This is a genomic window from Comamonas sp. GB3 AK4-5 (genome assembly GCF_041320665.1).
In the GTDB taxonomy this organism is placed as follows: Bacteria; Pseudomonadota; Gammaproteobacteria; order Burkholderiales; family Burkholderiaceae_C; genus Comamonas.
Genome location: NZ_CP166730.1, coordinates 4,808,835 through 4,825,255 on the forward strand (window position 1 = coordinate 4,808,835; position 16,421 = coordinate 4,825,255).

16 protein-coding genes are annotated in these 16,421 nt (G+C 63.4%); 11 read left to right on the forward strand and 5 right to left on the reverse strand.

Annotated features, from left to right (window positions below):
- The 6 genes from ACA027_RS21290 to ACA027_RS21315 all read left to right on the forward strand — a co-directional run bounded on the left by ACA027_RS21290 (position 1) and on the right by ACA027_RS21315 (position 5,775).
- The gene (locus tag ACA027_RS21290) at positions 1-648 is read left to right on the forward strand and encodes an amino acid ABC transporter permease (RefSeq protein WP_370680177.1); all 648 of its coding nucleotides are present in this window, start codon (positions 1-3) and stop codon (positions 646-648) included.
- On the forward strand, positions 632-1,360 hold the full coding sequence (locus tag ACA027_RS21295; protein WP_370680178.1) for an amino acid ABC transporter ATP-binding protein: 729 nt from the start codon (positions 632-634) through the stop codon (positions 1,358-1,360). The genes ACA027_RS21290 and ACA027_RS21295 overlap by 17 nt, the downstream gene beginning before the upstream one ends.
- Before the next feature lie 55 nt (positions 1,361-1,415).
- Positions 1,416-2,234, forward strand: a complete 819-nt coding sequence (locus ACA027_RS21300; RefSeq protein ID WP_370680179.1) for a transporter substrate-binding domain-containing protein — start codon at positions 1,416-1,418, stop codon at positions 2,232-2,234.
- Positions 2,235-2,299: 65 nt separating this feature from the next.
- Positions 2,300-3,826, forward strand: a complete 1,527-nt coding sequence (locus ACA027_RS21305) for a UxaA family hydrolase (protein ID WP_370680180.1) — start codon at positions 2,300-2,302, stop codon at positions 3,824-3,826.
- Between the two features lie 201 nt (positions 3,827-4,027).
- Positions 4,028-4,882: an IclR family transcriptional regulator gene (locus tag ACA027_RS21310; protein ID WP_370680181.1), complete on the forward strand. Its 855-nt coding sequence runs from the start codon at positions 4,028-4,030 to the stop codon at positions 4,880-4,882.
- A gap of 179 nt (positions 4,883-5,061) precedes the next feature.
- The gene (locus ACA027_RS21315) at positions 5,062-5,775 is read left to right on the forward strand and encodes a hypothetical protein (RefSeq protein WP_370680182.1); all 714 of its coding nucleotides are present in this window, start codon (positions 5,062-5,064) and stop codon (positions 5,773-5,775) included.
- A gap of 7 nt (positions 5,776-5,782) precedes the next feature.
- Here ACA027_RS21315 and yddG read toward each other — a convergent pair whose 3' ends face one another.
- The 3 genes from yddG to argC all read right to left on the reverse strand — a co-directional run bounded on the left by yddG (position 5,783) and on the right by argC (position 9,613).
- Positions 5,783-6,715: an aromatic amino acid DMT transporter YddG gene (gene yddG / locus ACA027_RS21320; RefSeq protein WP_370680183.1), complete on the reverse strand. Its 933-nt coding sequence runs from the start codon at positions 6,713-6,715 to the stop codon at positions 5,783-5,785.
- A 224-nt stretch (positions 6,716-6,939) separates the two neighbouring features.
- Positions 6,940-8,349: a D-serine/D-alanine/glycine transporter gene (cycA, locus tag ACA027_RS21325; protein ID WP_370680184.1), complete on the reverse strand. Its 1,410-nt coding sequence runs from the start codon at positions 8,347-8,349 to the stop codon at positions 6,940-6,942.
- 331 nt (positions 8,350-8,680) lie between these two features.
- Positions 8,681-9,613: an N-acetyl-gamma-glutamyl-phosphate reductase gene (gene argC, locus ACA027_RS21330; protein WP_370680185.1), complete on the reverse strand. Its 933-nt coding sequence runs from the start codon at positions 9,611-9,613 to the stop codon at positions 8,681-8,683.
- Between the two features lie 305 nt (positions 9,614-9,918).
- Here argC and sucC point away from each other — a divergent pair, with 305 nt between their 5' ends.
- The 4 genes from sucC (at position 9,919) to ACA027_RS21350 (ending at position 13,652) form a co-directional block, all read left to right on the forward strand.
- On the forward strand, positions 9,919-11,079 hold the full coding sequence (sucC, locus tag ACA027_RS21335) for an ADP-forming succinate--CoA ligase subunit beta (protein ID WP_370680186.1): 1,161 nt from the start codon (positions 9,919-9,921) through the stop codon (positions 11,077-11,079).
- Between the two features lie 21 nt (positions 11,080-11,100).
- A complete protein-coding gene (gene sucD, locus ACA027_RS21340; protein ID WP_370680187.1) occupies positions 11,101-11,994 on the forward strand; it encodes a succinate--CoA ligase subunit alpha in 894 nt (297 codons plus the stop codon).
- Positions 11,995-12,157: 163 nt separating this feature from the next.
- A complete protein-coding gene (locus ACA027_RS21345) occupies positions 12,158-12,838 on the forward strand; it encodes a TerC family protein (RefSeq protein WP_370680188.1) in 681 nt (226 codons plus the stop codon).
- A gap of 268 nt (positions 12,839-13,106) precedes the next feature.
- Entirely contained in the window at positions 13,107-13,652 is a 546-nt protein-coding gene (locus ACA027_RS21350) for a pilin (protein WP_370680189.1), read from the forward strand.
- A gap of 49 nt (positions 13,653-13,701) precedes the next feature.
- Here the strand turns inward: ACA027_RS21350 and moaC are convergent, their stop codons facing one another.
- Positions 13,702-14,196, reverse strand: a complete 495-nt coding sequence (gene moaC / locus ACA027_RS21355; RefSeq protein ID WP_370680190.1) for a cyclic pyranopterin monophosphate synthase MoaC — start codon at positions 14,194-14,196, stop codon at positions 13,702-13,704.
- A 218-nt stretch (positions 14,197-14,414) separates the two neighbouring features.
- Between moaC and ACA027_RS21360 the strand changes: the two genes are divergently transcribed.
- Entirely contained in the window at positions 14,415-15,992 is a 1,578-nt protein-coding gene (locus ACA027_RS21360) for a M48 family metalloprotease (RefSeq protein ID WP_370680191.1), read from the forward strand.
- Here the strand turns inward: ACA027_RS21360 and ACA027_RS21365 are convergent.
- Positions 15,960-16,313, reverse strand: coding sequence for a phage holin family protein (locus ACA027_RS21365; RefSeq protein ID WP_370680192.1), 354 nt, complete (start codon positions 16,311-16,313; stop codon positions 15,960-15,962). The genes ACA027_RS21360 and ACA027_RS21365 overlap by 33 nt on opposite strands.
- Positions 16,314-16,421: the final 108 nt, after the last annotated feature.

Genomic DNA, 16,421 nt, shown 5'->3' on the forward strand with positions numbered 1-16,421 from the left:
ATGAGCCAAGAACAACTGCTTTTTTTGCTGCAGGGCGCCTGGGGTACGGTACAGCTCTCGCTGCTGACCTTTGTGGTTGGTGGCCTCGCCGGCATGGCACTGGCCATGGCGCGCATCGCGCCGGCCAGGCCGCTGCGCTGGTGTGCCATCGCATGGATACAGCTGATCCAGGGCACGCCGCTGCTGGTGCTCATGGGCCTGTGTTTTTATGGGCCCAGCATCGCGGGAATGGGATCGGTCCCAGCCCTGCTGGCAGCGGCCCTGGCCATGTCGATGTATTCCAGTGCATTTCTGGGCGAGATCTGGCGCGGGTGCATAGAGGCCGTGCACAAAAGCCAGTGGGAGGCCGCCGAATGCCTGGGCCTTTCACGCTGGCAGCGCATGCGCCTGGTCATCCTGCCCCAGGCCCTGCGCATGGCCACGCCTCCGACCGTGGGCTTTGCGGTGCAAATCGTCAAAAACACCTCGGTGGCTTCGCTGGTGATTGGCTTTGCCGAGCTTTCATACAACGCCAAGGTACTCAACAACTCCACCTTCCAGCCCTTTGTCTACTTTGGCAGTGCTGCCGTCCTGTACTTCGCCATCTGCTACCCGCTTTCGCGCTGGAGCATGGTTCTTGAAAGGAAACTCAATGCAAGCCGTAGTTGAACTCGACGCCATCCACAAGCGCTTTGGCAACTTGCATGTGCTGCGCGGCGTCTCATTTTCCGTGGCCAAAGGCCAGGTGGTGGCCATTGTTGGCAAAAGCGGCTCGGGCAAGAGTACGGCCCTGCGCTGCATCAACCGGCTGGAAAGCGTGGACCAGGGCCGCATCCAGGTCTGCAACCATGGTGTACATGCACCGGATCTGGACCTGAGCGCCCTGCGCCGCGATGTGGGCATGGTGTTCCAGGGCTACAACCTGTTCCCCCATTTGACGGTGCTGCAAAACATCACGCTGGGGCTGACGGCGGTCAAGCACCAGGGCGCCCATGCAGCACGCGAACTGGCCCACGAGGTGTTGGCCAAAGTCGGTCTGGCCGACAAGGCCCATGCCTATCCCGAGCAGCTATCAGGCGGGCAACAGCAGCGCGTGGCCATTGCCCGCTCGCTGGCTATGCAGCCCCAGGTCATGCTGTTCGACGAGGTGACATCGGCCCTGGACCCGGAGCTCACGGGCGAGGTACTCAAGGTCATAGAGCAGTTGGCCGCTCAGGGCATGACCATGATTTTGGTGACCCACGAAATGGCTTTTGCCCGCCATGTGGCCGACCAGGTGATCTTTATGCACCAGGGCCAAGTTTGGGAGCAGGGCGCGGCCTGTGTGCTGAGTGCCCCTTCCACGCCTGAACTCCAACAGTTTGTAGGCAGCGGACTGTGACCGCAGCCGCCGTGTGAGCAATCCCCATCACCACTACCACCACGAGGAGACCCATATGACAACGCACCGTATCCAACCCGCTCTCGGCCTGCGCACCGCTTTGCTGGCCCTCGGCCTGACCCTGCTGGGCAGCGGCTCCGCCCTGGCCGACCAGCTCGACAGCATCCTGGCGGCCAAAAAGCTGCGCGTGGCCATCGACCTGGCCGTGCCGCCCTATGGCATGAAGGACGACAAGCTGCAGTCCACCGGTTCGGACGTGGAAACCGCCCAACTGCTGGCCAAGGACCTGGGGCTGGCGTTGGAGATCATTCCCACCACGGGCGCCAACCGGATTCCGTTTTTGCAGACCGACAAGGCCGACATCGTGATCTCCAGCCTCTCCGTCACGCCCGAGCGCGAGAAGGTCGTCGCCTTCTCCCGAGCTTATGCAGGCATCTTGTCTGTGGTGGGGGCCCCCAAAGGCATGGACATCAAGAGTGCAGCCGACCTTGAGGGCAAGAAGATCGCCACGGCACGCGGCACCACCAATGACCAGGAAATCAGCAAGATCGTTCCCAAGAGCGCCGCCTTGCTGCGCTTTGACGATGACGCCACCAGCACCACGGCCGTGGTCAGCGGCCAGGCCCAAATCTTTGCCACAGCACCCGCGCTGCTCAAGGCCGTGAACGACAAAAACCCGGCCAAGCAGATGGAGGTCAAGTGGGTCATGAAGGTCAACCTGCTGGCCATGGGCCTGCGCAAGGGCGAGGACCGGCTCAAGGCCAAGATTGATGAATGGGTGCAGCTGAATCTGAAAAACGGCCAGCTCAATGCCATCTACAAAAAATTCCATGGCGCAGACCTGCCCGAGCAGGTGCTGCAAGCAGGCTCTTGAAGAAAAACCATAGCAACCAGCGCTTACCCACCAAACGCCGACCATCCATTCCAGCAAGGATTTACATGCAGCCCTTCATTCGCCTCCACCCTGCAGACGATGTCGTGATTGCCCGCACCCAGCTGCTGGCAGGCACATCCATTGAAGCGTTTACCAGCCGCGGCCTGGTGCCCCCTGGCCACAAGATTGCCGCCCGTGCCCTGGCCACTGGCGCGCCCGTGCGCCGCTACAACCAGGTCATAGGCTTTGCCAGCCAGCCGATTGCGGCCGGCGAGCATGTACATGTCCACAACCTGGACATGGGGCCGGACAAGGGTGACTTTGCGCGCGACTATGCATTCGGCGCCGACCTCAAACCCGAGCCCGCACGGCGCGAGGCCGTCTTCATGGGCATACGCCGTGCAGACGGGCGTGTGGCCACGCGCAACTACATCGGCATCTTGACCAGCGTGAACTGCTCGGCCACGGCTGCCCGTGCCATTGCCGAGTATTTCTCCCGTCGCAGCAATCCAGCAGCGCTGGCGCCCTACCCGCAGGTGGATGGCGTGGTCGCACTCACCCATGGCACCGGCTGCGGCATGGCCAGCCAGGGCCTGGCCATGGACATGCTCAGGCGCACGCTGACCGGCTATGCCAGCCACGCCAATTTTGCTGGCGTGCTGGTGCTGGGCCTGGGCTGCGAGGCCAACCAGATCCGGGCCTGGATGGAATCGGGTTCCTTGTCCGAGGGAAACAACCTGAAGGTCTTCAATATCCAGGACAGCGGCGGCACACAGAAAACCGTGGACAAGGGGATTGCCTTGGTTACGCAGATGCTGGAGGGTGCCAACGCCGTGCAGCGCGTGCCCTGCAGCGCTGCCGCGCTGCGCATAGGCCTGCAGTGCGGCGGATCGGATGGTTATAGCGGCGTCAGCGCCAACCCGGCCCTGGGAGCCGCCGTAGACCTGCTGATCGCCCATGGCGGCACGGCCATCCTGAGCGAGACACCTGAAATCTATGGCGCCGAGCATTTGCTCACACGCCGTGCCGTCTCCACCAAGGTCGGACACAAGCTGGTGCAGCGCATACATTGGTGGGAGGAATACACGCGCATCAACGGCGGCGAGATGAACAACAACCCCTCGCCGGGCAACAAGGCCGGCGGCCTGACCACCATTCTTGAAAAATCCCTGGGCGCCGTGGCCAAGGGCGGCACCGGAAATCTGCAAGCAGTCTACGAATATGCCGAAACCGTGCAAACACCAGGCCTGGTGTTTATGGACACCCCCGGCTACGACCCGGTGAGTGCCACTGGCCAGGTGGCGGGCGGCGCCAACCTCATCTGCTTTACCACGGGGCGTGGCAGTGCCTATGGCTGCGCCCCCTCACCCTCGCTCAAGCTGGCCACCAACAGCGCCCTCTGGCAGCGCCAGCAGGAGGACATGGACATCAACTGCGGTGAAATCATTGACGGCAGCTGCTCCATTGCCGAAATGGGTGAGCGCATCTTCACGCGCATGCTGGCCACGGCCTCGGGCGAAAAGACCAGGAGCGAGCTGCATGGCTATGGGCAAAACGAGTTTGTGCCCTGGCAGTTGGGGGCGGTGATGTGACCCCCTGAGCCGCCTTCGGCGCCTTCCCCCGGGGGACAACGGACTTTGCTGCGGGGTGGCCCTTGCTTGGGAACGTGCCTGTTTCCAAGCCTGCGCCAATGGCGTGCGAAGGGGGTGGATTGCAGCCCCCGCAGATCACGACTTCCCAAGCACAGCGCCAGCCAAGAACCTTTCCCACACTCCCTTAAGATTCGCCTTGAAATGAAAGCACCTGGACCCCGTACCACCTCTTCCAAGCGCCACAGCACCGCTGCCGAGAGCGTCCCCCCCGCGTCCGGCCCGGAGGCTGAAGGAGACACGCCGCGCTACAGTGCCCCGGCCCTGGACAAGGGACTGGACATTCTGGAGCTACTTTCCCAGGCCCAAAGCGGGCTGACGCTCAATGAGATCGCGCAAAGCCTGGGGCGCAGCGTGAATGAAATTTTCCGCATGGTGGTGACGCTGGAGCGCCGAGGCTATGCGCTGCTCGATGCCAATGACCGCTACAGCCTGTCGCTCAAGCTGTTCGAGCTCGCGCACAAGCAGCATTTCCTGCGCTCCCTGGTTGCCTCGGCCCTGCCTCTGCTGCGCGAGCTGGCCCAGCGCGCGCGCCAGTCCTGTCACCTGGCGATCTACCAAGGCGGACGGGTTGTGATCATTGCCCAGGTGGACAGCCCCGAGCGCTGGTCCTTCGGCCTCAAGGTGGGCGTCATGCTGGGACTGACCGACACCTCCTCAGGCCATGTGTTGCTGGCCTTCAGAGATGAGGTTGAGCGCGCGCGTATGCTGGCCGCCCATGTCAAGGTGGATGGCGAGCTCAGTCTGGACCCGGGCGAGCTGTTTGAGATCCTGGCGCAGGTGCGCCAGCAGGCCCATGCCACCATGCCCAGCCGCCAGATACGCGGGGTCACGAATATGGCCTTTCCCATCATGGGGACCGCAGAGCACGTGATCGCCGCACTCAACGTACCCTATATCGAGCGCATAGACGCACAGTCCAGCCCCGACCTGGAGGAGGTCAAAGCCATCGTCAGCGCCATTGCCGCACGCATCTCCAAGGCCATGGGAGCGAGCTAGCCCCTCGGAGACACTGCGCAGGGACAGCGTATTTGCGGTCTTTAAGGCCACAGGCATGCACTCGCCAGTCATTCCCCCAGTAGCATCACAGCTTGTGCACGCCGCTGCCGTCTGGCCCTCCAAGCGAGAGGCCTGCGCGCAGCGCCCGCATTGACCGCTACAACCAAAGAATGACCTCCATGACCTCTGCTTCGCACACTCCCGATGCCCCTTCTGCCTTGCACACAGGACTGAGTGCCGGAAAGTCCTTGCTCGCAGGCATGGCCCTCGGCCTGGTACTGGCCACGGTGCTGGGCGGGGGCTCAGTGGCTTTTTATCTGCTGCGCTTGATGGGGAGCACGGGGCCAGGCCTCGCCAACGTCGGATTCATCGGCATGCTGAGCGCGCCACCTGTGCTCGTGGCTCTGGTGCTGCTCCTCAGCATTCCGGCCTATGCCTTTGCGGGTGTGCAGCTGGGGCGCGCCCGTGCCAGCCGCAAACTGGTGCAGCGCTATGGCCCCAGCCTGGCCCAGCATCTGGCCGAACTGCTGGCCAGGCGCATCGAGGCCCTTCCCGGCGCGCACAAAGCCCTGCACAAAACGGCCGACCTGCTCTCTCCCGATACGGCCATGGAGTATCTGCAGCCTTGGGTGGGCAATGGCCGGGCCGTGCGCCTCATGGTCCACGGCGTGCTCCAGCGCCTGCCTGTATCGGAGCTGCTGGAGGAGTGGCAGCACCAACGTGCCCAGTGGGATGCACAGGCTCAGCCCGACGACCCGGCCCTGCGTGCTTTTCTGGGCAATGCCATTCAGGACAAGCTGACGGATCTGGCCACGCCCTCCCTGGGCCTGCTGGGGGCGTTGATGGCCGCCCATGCCGCCGTGCTGGGCCTTGGCCTGTGGCTGACGGCCTAGCCGCCGCTCAAATCCGCGTTGCCCGCCAGCACACCAGCGAGCCCAGCGTGACCAGCACCACGCCCTGCCAGAATGGCCAGCCCGGCTGCACCGCCAGCCAGATGCTGGCCCACAGGGCCGACAGCACGGGGGTGAAGTAAGAGCCGGCCGCCATCACCGCCAGATTGCCGCGCTGTATGCCGTGTTCCCAGCAGCTGTAGCCTATGGCGGTGCAGGCGCCCACCGCCAGCACCTCCAGCGCCACGCCCCAGGACCAGCGCATGGGCACGGTGTCCACCACCAGCCATTGCGCCCACAGCACCACGGCCGTCAGCAGTACAAACAGGCCCACACCGTTGAAGCCACCGCCGTGCATGCGCGAGAGCACCGAGTACACCGGCCACAGCAGAGCCGCAGCAAAGGCCAGGGCGTAAGCCAGGGGGTTGCTGTGCATATGGGTGAGCAATGCCTGCCACCAGGGCATGGCCTGGCCGCCATCCCCATCCAGCACCCGCACCAGGCCCCAGATGCACAGGGCCACACCCGGCCACAGCCACCAACGTGCCCGCTGCTGGCGGCACAGCACGGCCAGCACAATCGTCAGGCAGGGCCAGAGGTAGTTGATCATGCCCAGCTCCATGGACTGGGCCCGGTCCTGGGCCAGGCCTATGGCCACGGATAGGCAAACCTCGTACAGCGCAAACAGCACGCCGCAGCCGATCAGATAGACCTTGGACACGCTGCGCAGCTGGGCCCTGCGGGGCAGACCCAGCACCGCAAACAGCAGCACCGCGCTGACGCTGTAGAGCATGGCAGCACCACCCAGGGCCCCCAGGGCCTCGGAAACCGAGCGAATCAAGCCCACGGTGCTGCTCCAGCACAGCACGGCCACCAGGCCGATCCAGGTGGCGCGGCGCACGCTGGCCGCATCGCGGGCAAGGGGAGACGGAGATGTGGACATGGAAAACCGCTCTACAAAAATGAGCTGCTGATGCGCTTTGAGCCTGGGTTTACAGCTTCAAACCACCGCAAAACCAGCACCACCAAGCAAAGACAGCTCCGCCAAACAGAGCACGCGCCGGCCTGCATGGGCTCGCCAGGCATTGTGCCCGGGGCTGCAGCCCATCCACACGCGCAGAAAAAAGGCCTCGAACGAGGCCTGGGTGGAATGGGCTTGCAGCTGCGTCAACCCCGCGCGGCCGCCGTCACCACGCGGCGGCGTACGAATTGGTAAGCCACGACCAGCAGCACAAACCACAGCGGCGTCACCACCAGCGCCTGGCGTGTGTCGTCTTTGAGGGTCAGCAGCACCAGAATGCCGGCAAAAAACGCCAGGCAGGCCACGCACATGGCCACGCCGCCAGGCATTTTGAAGCGCGAGGCCGCATGCAGGGCCGCACGCTGGCGGCGGTAAACCATGTACGACAGCAGGATCAGCGACCAGACAAACATGAACAAAATCGCCGACACCGTGGTCACCAGCGTGAAGGCTTCCACCAGATCGGGAATCACCCACATCAGAAAAGCGCCCAGCAGCAGGCAGATGCAGGAGAACAACAGGCCACGCGAAGGTACGCCGCCGCGCGAGAGGCGGTAGAAGGCCTTGGGCGCGTCGCCCTTGAGCGCCAGACCGTAGAGCATGCGACTGGTGGAGAACACGCCGCTGTTGGCCGAAGAGGCCGCCGAGGTCAGCACCACAAAGTTGATCACACCGGCGGCGGCAGGCAGGCCGGCCAGCACAAACAGTTCCACGAATGGGCTTTTGTCGGGCACCACGTCGCGCCAGGGCGTGACGGCCATGATGGCAATCAGCGCCAGCACGTAGAACACAATGATGCGCACCGGAATCGAGTTGATGGCGCGCGGCAGCGTGCGCTCGGGGTCCTTGGCCTCGGCCGCCGTGGTGCCTACCAGCTCGATGCCGACAAAGGCAAACACCGCGATCTGAAAGCCGGCGAAAAAGCCCAGCAGCCCGTTGGGGAACATGCCGCCGTCGTTCCACAGATTGGACAGCGAGGCCGCACGCCCGGCCGGAGACACAAAGCCGCCCCCCACCATGTACAAGCCGGTGGCGATCAGGCCCACGATGGCCACGATCTTGATCATGGCGAACCAGAACTCGGTCTCACCAAACAGCTTCACCGTCAGCAGGTTCAGGCCCAGCAGCACCAGCACACAGGCAATGGCCGGGGCCCATTGCGGCAGGTCGGGCCACCAGAACTGGGCATAGGCCGAGATGGCGATCACATCGGCAATGCCGGTGACGATCCAGCAGAACCAGTAAGTCCAGCCGGTGAAAAAGCCCGCCCAGGGGCCCAGCAGATCGGCCGAGAAATCGATGAAGGACTTGTACTGCAGATTGGACAGCAGCAGCTCGCCCATGGCCCGCATCACAAAGAACAACATGGCGCCGATGGCCATGTAGACAAAGATGATGGAGGGGCCTGCCAGGCTGATGGTCTTGCCCGAGCCCATGAACAGGCCGGTGCCTATGGCGCCGCCAATGGCGATCAGCTGGATATGGCGATTGGTGAGATTGCGTTGCAGGTCGTCCTGGCCATGGGAGGCCGGCGTGCCTGATGCCTTGCGCGTCATCGGGGAAACCTTTGCAAAAGCTGCCACCACCCGCAGCCCGCAACACCGCCGCTGCGGTGCCGGACCGCGAGGGCGGACGAAAAACCTGAAATCCGAAAAAGTCCGCCAGCATAAACCAGGCCGACAAATCTCAGCCCACACCCACGCAACATGCCTGGCACCACATCAGAGGCATGCGCGCCCCTGCAGCGGCGACGGCCAGGCTGCGCTGCTACGGAGTTTTTCTGCGCATATGCAGGTGGCGCCTACACATGCAGCTGCGCAATAGATAGCAAAAAGGGGGCAGTGCCCCCTTTTGCGACGCGGCCCTGGTGCAGGGCCGGGCTATGGCTTACAAGCCCAGCATCAGCTGCAGGTTTTGCACCGCCGCGCCGCTGGCGCCCTTGCCCAGATTGTCCAGGCGGGCAATCAGCACGGCCTGGCGGTGCTGCTCGTTGGCAAACACGCGCAGCTCCAGCTGGTTGGTATTGGCCAGCGTGTCGGCGGCCAGCTTCAGGTCGTCGGTGGGCGGCAACACCTTGACCCAGTTGGCGCTGGTGTTGGTGCGGGCATAGTGGCTGGCCAGGGCGTCATGCAGATCGGCCGCCTTGGGCGCGCCGGGCAACAGGTCCAGGTGCAGCGGCAGCTGCACCAGCATGCCCTGGGCGAAATTGCCCACGGCCGGGATGAACACCGGACGGCGCGTCATGCCGGTGTAGTGCAGGATTTCGGGGATGTGCTTGTGCGACAGGCCCAGGGCATAGGCCTCGTAAGGCGCAGCCGTGCCGGCCTCGTAGGCTTCCATCATGGGACGGCCACCGCCGGAGTAGCCCGACACCGAGGGCAGGCTCACCGGGTAGTCGGCGGGCATCAGGCCCGCTGCCACCAGCGGCGCCAACAGGGCGATGGCACCCGTGGCGTAGCAGCCGGGGTTGCTCACGCGGGTGGCGGCCTTGACCGCATCCAGCTGGCCTGCGCGCAGCTCGGGGAAGCCATAAACCCAGTCCGCTGCGGTGCGGTGGGCGGTGGAGGCGTCGATGATCTTGATGGCACGGCCGGTTTCAGCGGTGATGGCGTCGACCATGGCCACGGTCTCGCGGGCGGCATCGTCGTGCAGGCACAGGATGACCAGGTCCACACCTGCCATCAGCTGTCGCTTGGCGGCGGGGTCCTTTCGCAGCGCGGGGTCAATGCTGACCAGCTCCACACCGGTCATTCCCTGCAGGCGGTCACGGATTTGCAGCCCCGTGGTTCCGGCCTCGCCATCGATAAAGACTTTGGACATTCCTAGCTCCCGCGCGCTCTGGCGCACACCCCTAAACTCCGCCTGGCGGCATGTTGCATTCCGAAGAATCAAGGGCCGCATTGTCACTGAAATCGCACCCCGATCTATTGTCCTGATGTAAGTGACAGCTTGGCGTCAATGTCGCGCAACCACGTACGCATATACGTATATGCCACTTGACAATGCCCTTTTTCGTTGCGATGCAGCATGGTACATTCGTCAGTCGCCATGTCATTCGAGCCCGGCCGCCTGACCACGCGTCCATGGCAAACGGGTATTTCCCCTCCGTTCAAAGAGACAATCTCATGAAGATTCATGAATACCAAGGCAAGGAAATCTTGCGTCAGTTTGGTGTGCCCGTTCCCCGTGGCATTCCGGCGTTCACCGTCCAAGAAGCTGTAGAGGCAGCACAAAAGCTTGGTGGCCCCGTGTGGGTGGTGAAGGCGCAGATCCACGCCGGTGGCCGCGGTAAAGGCGGCGGTGTGAAGGTGGCCAAGACCATCGACGACGTGAAAAAGCTGGCCGAGCAAATTCTGGGCATGCAGCTGATCACCCACCAAACCGGCCCCGAAGGCCAGAAGGTGCGTCGCCTGTACATCGAAGACGGCGCCGACATCAAGAACGAACTGTATGTGTCGCTGGTGACTGACCGCGCTACACAAAAGGTTGCACTGATCGCTTCGAGCGAAGGTGGCATGGACATCGAGGAAGTGGCCCACTCCACTCCCGAGAAGATCGTCACCGAGATGATCGATCCCCTGACCGGCATCACCGTCGAGCAGAGCAAGAAGGTTGCCGCAGCCATTGGTCTGACCGGCGCTTCCATCGACCAGGCTGTAGACATCTTCGCCAAGATCTACAAGTGCTACATGGACACCGACGCGTCGCTGGTGGAAATCAACCCCCTGAACTGCGACTCCAAGGGCGACCTGATGGCCCTGGACGCCAAGTTCAACTTTGACGCCAACGCCCTGTTCCGTCACCCCGAAATCGTGGCCTTCCGCGATCTGGACGAAGAAGATCCCGCTGAAGTCGAGGCTTCCAAGTTCGACCTGGCCTACATCTCCCTGGACGGCAACATCGGCTGCCTGGTGAACGGTGCCGGTCTGGCCATGGCCACCATGGACACCATCAAGCTGTTCGGCGGCGAGCCTGCCAACTTCCTGGACGTGGGCGGCGGCGCTACCCCCGAGAAGGTCACCGAAGCCTTCAAGATCATGCTCAAGAACCCCAAGGTCAAGGGCATCCTGGTCAACATCTTCGGCGGCATCATGAAGTGCGACACCATCGCCACCGGCGTGATCACGGCTTGCAAGGCCGTGAACCTGCAAGTGCCTCTGGTGGTGCGCATGAAGGGCACCAACGAAGAGCTGGGCAAGAAGATGCTGGCCGAATCCGGTCTGCCCATCATCAGCGCCGACACCATGGCCGAAGCGGCCACCAAGATCGTCGAAGCCGTCAAGTAAGAAGCCCTCGGAGATAAACACATGTCGATCTTTATCAACAAAGACACCAAAGTCATCACCCAGGGCATCACCGGCAAGACCGGCCAGTTCCACACGGAAAAGTGCCAGGAATACGCGAACGGCAAGAACTGCTTCGTGGCCGGCGTGAACCCCAAGAAGGCCGGTGAGTCGATCTTCAACATCCCCATCTACGCCTCCGTCAAGGAAGCAGCCAGCGACACCGGCGCCACCGTGTCGGTGATCTATGTGCCGCCCGCAGGCGCTGCTGCAGCCATCTGGGAAGCCGTGGAAGCCGATCTGGACCTGGCCATCTGCATCACCGAAGGCATTCCAGTGCGCGACATGCTGGAAGTGCGCAACAAGATGAAGGCCAAGGAAGCCGCTGGTGGCAAGCGCACCCTGCTGCTGGGCCCCAACTGCCCCGGCCTGATCACGCCTGACGAGATCAAGATCGGCATCATGCCCGGTCACATCCACAAGAAGGGCCGCGTGGGCGTGGTGAGCCGTTCCGGCACGCTGACCTACGAAGCCGTGGCACAGCTGTCCGAGCTGGGCATCGGCCAGTCCTCCGCTGTCGGCATTGGTGGCGACCCCATCAACGGCCTGAAGCACATCGATGTGATGCGCGCCTTCAACGACGATCCCGACACCGATGCCGTGATCATGATTGGCGAAATCGGCGGCCCCGATGAAGCCGAAGCCGCCATGTGGTGCAAGGCCAATATGAAGAAGCCTATCGTGGGCTTCATCGCTGGCGTGACTGCCCCTCCCGGCAAGCGCATGGGCCACGCAGGTGCCCTGATCTCCGGTGGCGCCGACACGGCCGATGCCAAGCTGGCCATCATGGAAGAGTGCGGCTTCACCATCACCCGCAATCCTTCCGAAATGGGCCGCCTGCTGAAGGGCCTGCTGTAATTGTTGTAATCGCGCGTAGTCGGGCCGCTGAGCGCTGCCCGGCTTACGCAGAATTACGAATCGGTTAGCGACTCCAGTCCCACTACACTGGATGCTCCCATAAAAGAAACGCCAGCTTGGGGTCCCCCACGCTGGCGTTTTTATTCATAACAGCGGAGTAAAAATGGAGTTCCTGAGCACTGCCGATTTCTGGATCGGCCTGATGAAGATCGTCTGGATCAACATCATTCTCTCTGGCGACAATGCCGTCGTCATTGCCCTGGCGGCCCGTTCGCTACCCCCTGAACAACAGAAAAAAGCCATCATGTTCGGCTCCGGCGCGGCCGTGGTGCTGCGCATCGTGCTGACCGTGGTGGCGGCCAAGCTGCTGGAGCTGTCCTTTTTGCAGGTCATCGGCGGCGTTCTGCTGCTGTGGATCGGCTACCAACTGCTCACCGGTGGCGACGACGACGAAGGCGAAGCCAAGGGCACGGGCTCCATGGCTGCAGCCATCCGCACCATTCTGATTGCCGACCTGGTGATGAGCCTGGACAACGTGATTGCCGTGGCGGCCACCGCCCAAGGCAATATGGTGCTGCTGATTTTGGGCCTGGCCATTTCCATCCCCCTGGTGATCTTCGGCTCCACGCTGATGATCAAGCTGATGGACCGCTTCCCCGTCATCGTCACCCTGGGCGCTGCCCTGATCGGCTGGGTAGGCGGCGAAACCATCGTCAACGACAACCTGCTGCACGGCTACACCTTGGCCCACCCGTGGCTGCACTATGTCGCTGCTGCGGCAGGCGCTGTGCTGGTGGTGGGTCTGGGCAAGCTCATGCAAGCCCGCCAAGCCAAGACGGCCTGACCCCCCAGACTGCGTTCCCTACGGAACACAGCACACAAGGCGCCTGCTGGCGCCTTTGTTTTTGGCAGCTTGCACTGCACCCTGCCCCGGATACATATCCGCAACCTTGGTCGGACCGATGGAGTGACCATGTCGCACAAAACGTCACCTCGCCAGACCTGCGGCCAAAGAAACGGCAGAAATCGCCTATTTCACCGCCCAAACACCACCGATCGACCTGGCACAGCGATTGCGCGGGGATTGCACATTCACAACCCGGGAGCAATCCATGCGGCGTTCCGTGCAACAGGGCTTTACCTTGATCGAGTTGATGATTGTGGTGGCCATCATCGGCGTCTTGGCGGCCGTGGCCTTGCCGGCCTACCAGGACTACACCAAGCGCGCCAAGATGGCGGAGGTGGTGCTGGCGGCTTCAACCTGCCGCACCACCATCACGGAAGTCGTGCAGTTCATGCCCGCCGACAAAGTCACCACGGCCGCCGCAGATGCCAATCACTGGGGCTGCGAGGCCAACCCGGTTGCTGCCTCCGCGACTGCAGACCCCAAGGGCCCCAGCAAATATGTGCAATCGGTTTCGGCAGATGCGCAGGGCGTGGTCTCCGTCGTGGCCCAGAATTTCAACGACAACAATATCGACGGCAAAACCCTGCAACTGCGCCCCTACTTCAAGGACAGCAGCAACACCGCCGTCCCGCTGGATTTGAGCGTTGCCAGCAAAGGCCAGGGCAAGCCGATCTCCGAATGGCGCTGCGGCCCGCTGGCCGCCGACAAAGCCGCACTGCTCAAGTTCCTGCCCGGCTCCTGCCGGGAATAAACGCCTCGCCGCCTCTGGCAAAAAAAGCGCCGAAGGCGCTTTTTGAGTTTTAGGCTGCGTCTATGGCCCAGTCACCCGACTTGCCGCCTTGTTTAGCAAGCACCCGCACCCCTTCCATGCACATGCGCTTGTCCACGGCCTTGCACATGTCGTAGATGGTCAACAGCGCCACCTGCACGGCCGTCAGTGCCTCCATTTCCACGCCGGTCTGGCCACGGGTTTCCACAGTGGCCGTGCAATGCACAGCGTTTTCGGCTTCCTGGAGCGCAAAGTCCACGGCCACGCGGGTCAAAGCCAGGGGGTGGCACAGCGGGATCAGCTCGCTGGTTTTCTTGGCGGCCATGATGCCGGCGATGCGGGCAATGCCCAGCACATCCCCCTTCTTGGCCGTGCCGCTGGCGATCAGGCCCAGGGTGGCAGGCGCCATCACGATGCGGCCTTCGGCCACTGCCACGCGGTGGGTGTCGGGCTTGCCGCCGACGTCCACCATATGGGCTTGGCCATGGGCGTCGAAGTGTGTGAGTTGGTCGGTCATAGAGGTCATGCACAGAAGCGGCCACCACCTCCTGCGCCACGGGTGGGCATACAGGGACAGGGGTACAGCGCGGAACGTTTGGGGATTACAGGCATCATAGAGGGGCAAGCCCCCTGCAGCCTGCGGCTGTCGCCAAGGGTATAGCGCCAGCCATAACCCATGGGGCTGCGGGCGCAATGCGCGCTGCAGCGGGCCGTACAGACTGTGTTTCTCACCCGATTTTTGCCATGCACCATTCACAGCGAAAAAAGCCTTTGGCGTATATCCTGTCAGCACTGGGTGCTACGATTTTTCTGAATCTTGCGCCAACCTATCTGCCTTTGGCGCAGGCGCAAAGCCAGGGCACGCCCCTGCCGCGCATGGGCGATGGCGCCGACATCACCACCAATGACGAGCGCCGCATCGGCGACAGCATTGCCCGCCAGCTCTACCGCGACCCGGACTACCTAGACGACCCCGTGGTGCACAGCTATGTGATGGGCATCTGGTATCCGCTGAAAGAGACTTCGGAGCAACGCGGCGAGCTGTCACCCGAGCTGAACGAGCGCTTTGCCTGGGAGGTACTGCTGGGCCGTGACCGCAGCATCAACGCCTTTGCCCTGCCGGGCGGCTTTCTGGGCGTGCACCTGGGCCTGGTGAGCGCCGTGGCCACGCGCGATGAGCTGGCCTCGGTGCTGGCCCACGAGTTAAGCCACGTCACCCAGCGCCATATCTCCCGGCTGATTGCCCAGGACAAGCGCAGCACGCCCTTGATGATTGGCAGCATGATTTTGGGCGCGCTGGCCGCCACCAAGAGCCCGGATGCAGGCATGGCCATGATGATGGGGGGCCAGGCCCTGGCGGTGCAGAACCAGCTGAATTTCTCACGCGACATGGAGCGTGAGGCCGACCGCGTGGGGTACAGCCTGATGGCGCCAGCAGGCTTTGCACCAGCAGGCTTTGCCAGCATGTTCGAGCGCCTGCAGCAGGCCAACCGCATCAACGACAACGGCAGCTGGCCCTATCTACGCAGCCACCCGCTGACCACCGAGCGCATGGCCGATATGCAGGCCCGCACCCAGATGCTGGGCCAGGCCGCAGCCGCCAAGCCGCCCACCATGGAGCACACCATGGTCAGCTCCCGCGCCCGGGTGCTGACCCGCCCCGGGCCCGACGCCCTGCGCCAGTGGGCCGCCCTGCCCGCCAGCAGCGGCTTTGCCCAGCAATCGCCCGCGCAGCAAGCCGGTGCACTGTATGCGGCCATCTTCGGCTTGTTGCAGCTGCGCGATCTGTCCGCTGCCGAAGCCATGCTGCCCACGCTGCAGGCCCTGACCCAGAGCGATGCCGCAGCCCAGCGCCAAACGCTGTGGCTGGCGGCCGAACTGGCCCTGGCACGCAACCAGCCGCAGCTGGCATTGCAAAGATTGGAGCAACTGCCGCCCGCCCCCGCTGCGCCGCACCACAATCCGGAAGATGAGCGCGCCACGCTACTGCTGCGCGCCCAGGCGACCTCCATGCTGCGCCGCAGCGGCGATGTGGCGGCTACCCTGCAAACCTGGGTCAGCGAGCATCTGCACGATGCTGCAGCCTGGCAGGCCCTGGCACGTGCCTCACGCGAAACCGGCCAGCCGCTGCGCGCGCTGCGGGCCGAGGCCGAGGCCTTTGTCGCTCAGTATGACTACGCGGCCGCCGTGGACCGCTTCAAGGCAGGCCAGCAACTGGCCCAGCGCAGTGGTGCCCAGGCCGACCATTTCGAGGCCTCCATTATCGACACCCGCTTGCGCGAGGTGCAATCACTGCTGCGGGAACAGACGAGCCAGCGCTGACTCGATGACCATGCCCAGCACGGAGTAGAGGATGGCGGCCCACACGGCCGCCCAGAACCCGTTCACATGCAGGCCGGACAGCATATTGGCGGCGGCCCAGAACATCAGGCCGTTGAGCACAAAGAGAAAAAGCCCCACGGTCAGCAGCGTGACGGGCAGCGTCAACACCACCAAGATGGGGCGCACCAGCATGTTGAGCAAGCTGATGACCACCACCGCCCACAGGGCCGAGCCAAAGCTTTGCACCTGCACCCCGCTGTAGACCGAGGCCACGAGCAGCAGCGCGCAAGCGCTGAGAATCCATTTGAATAGCAGCTTCATGGGCCGCAGCATAGCGCACCGGCTCGCGCTGCGACAGATGGGCGCCAGCGCCACACCGACCTGGTGACGCTGGCTGCAGCCCTTATTACTGCAGTACTTGCAACCGTA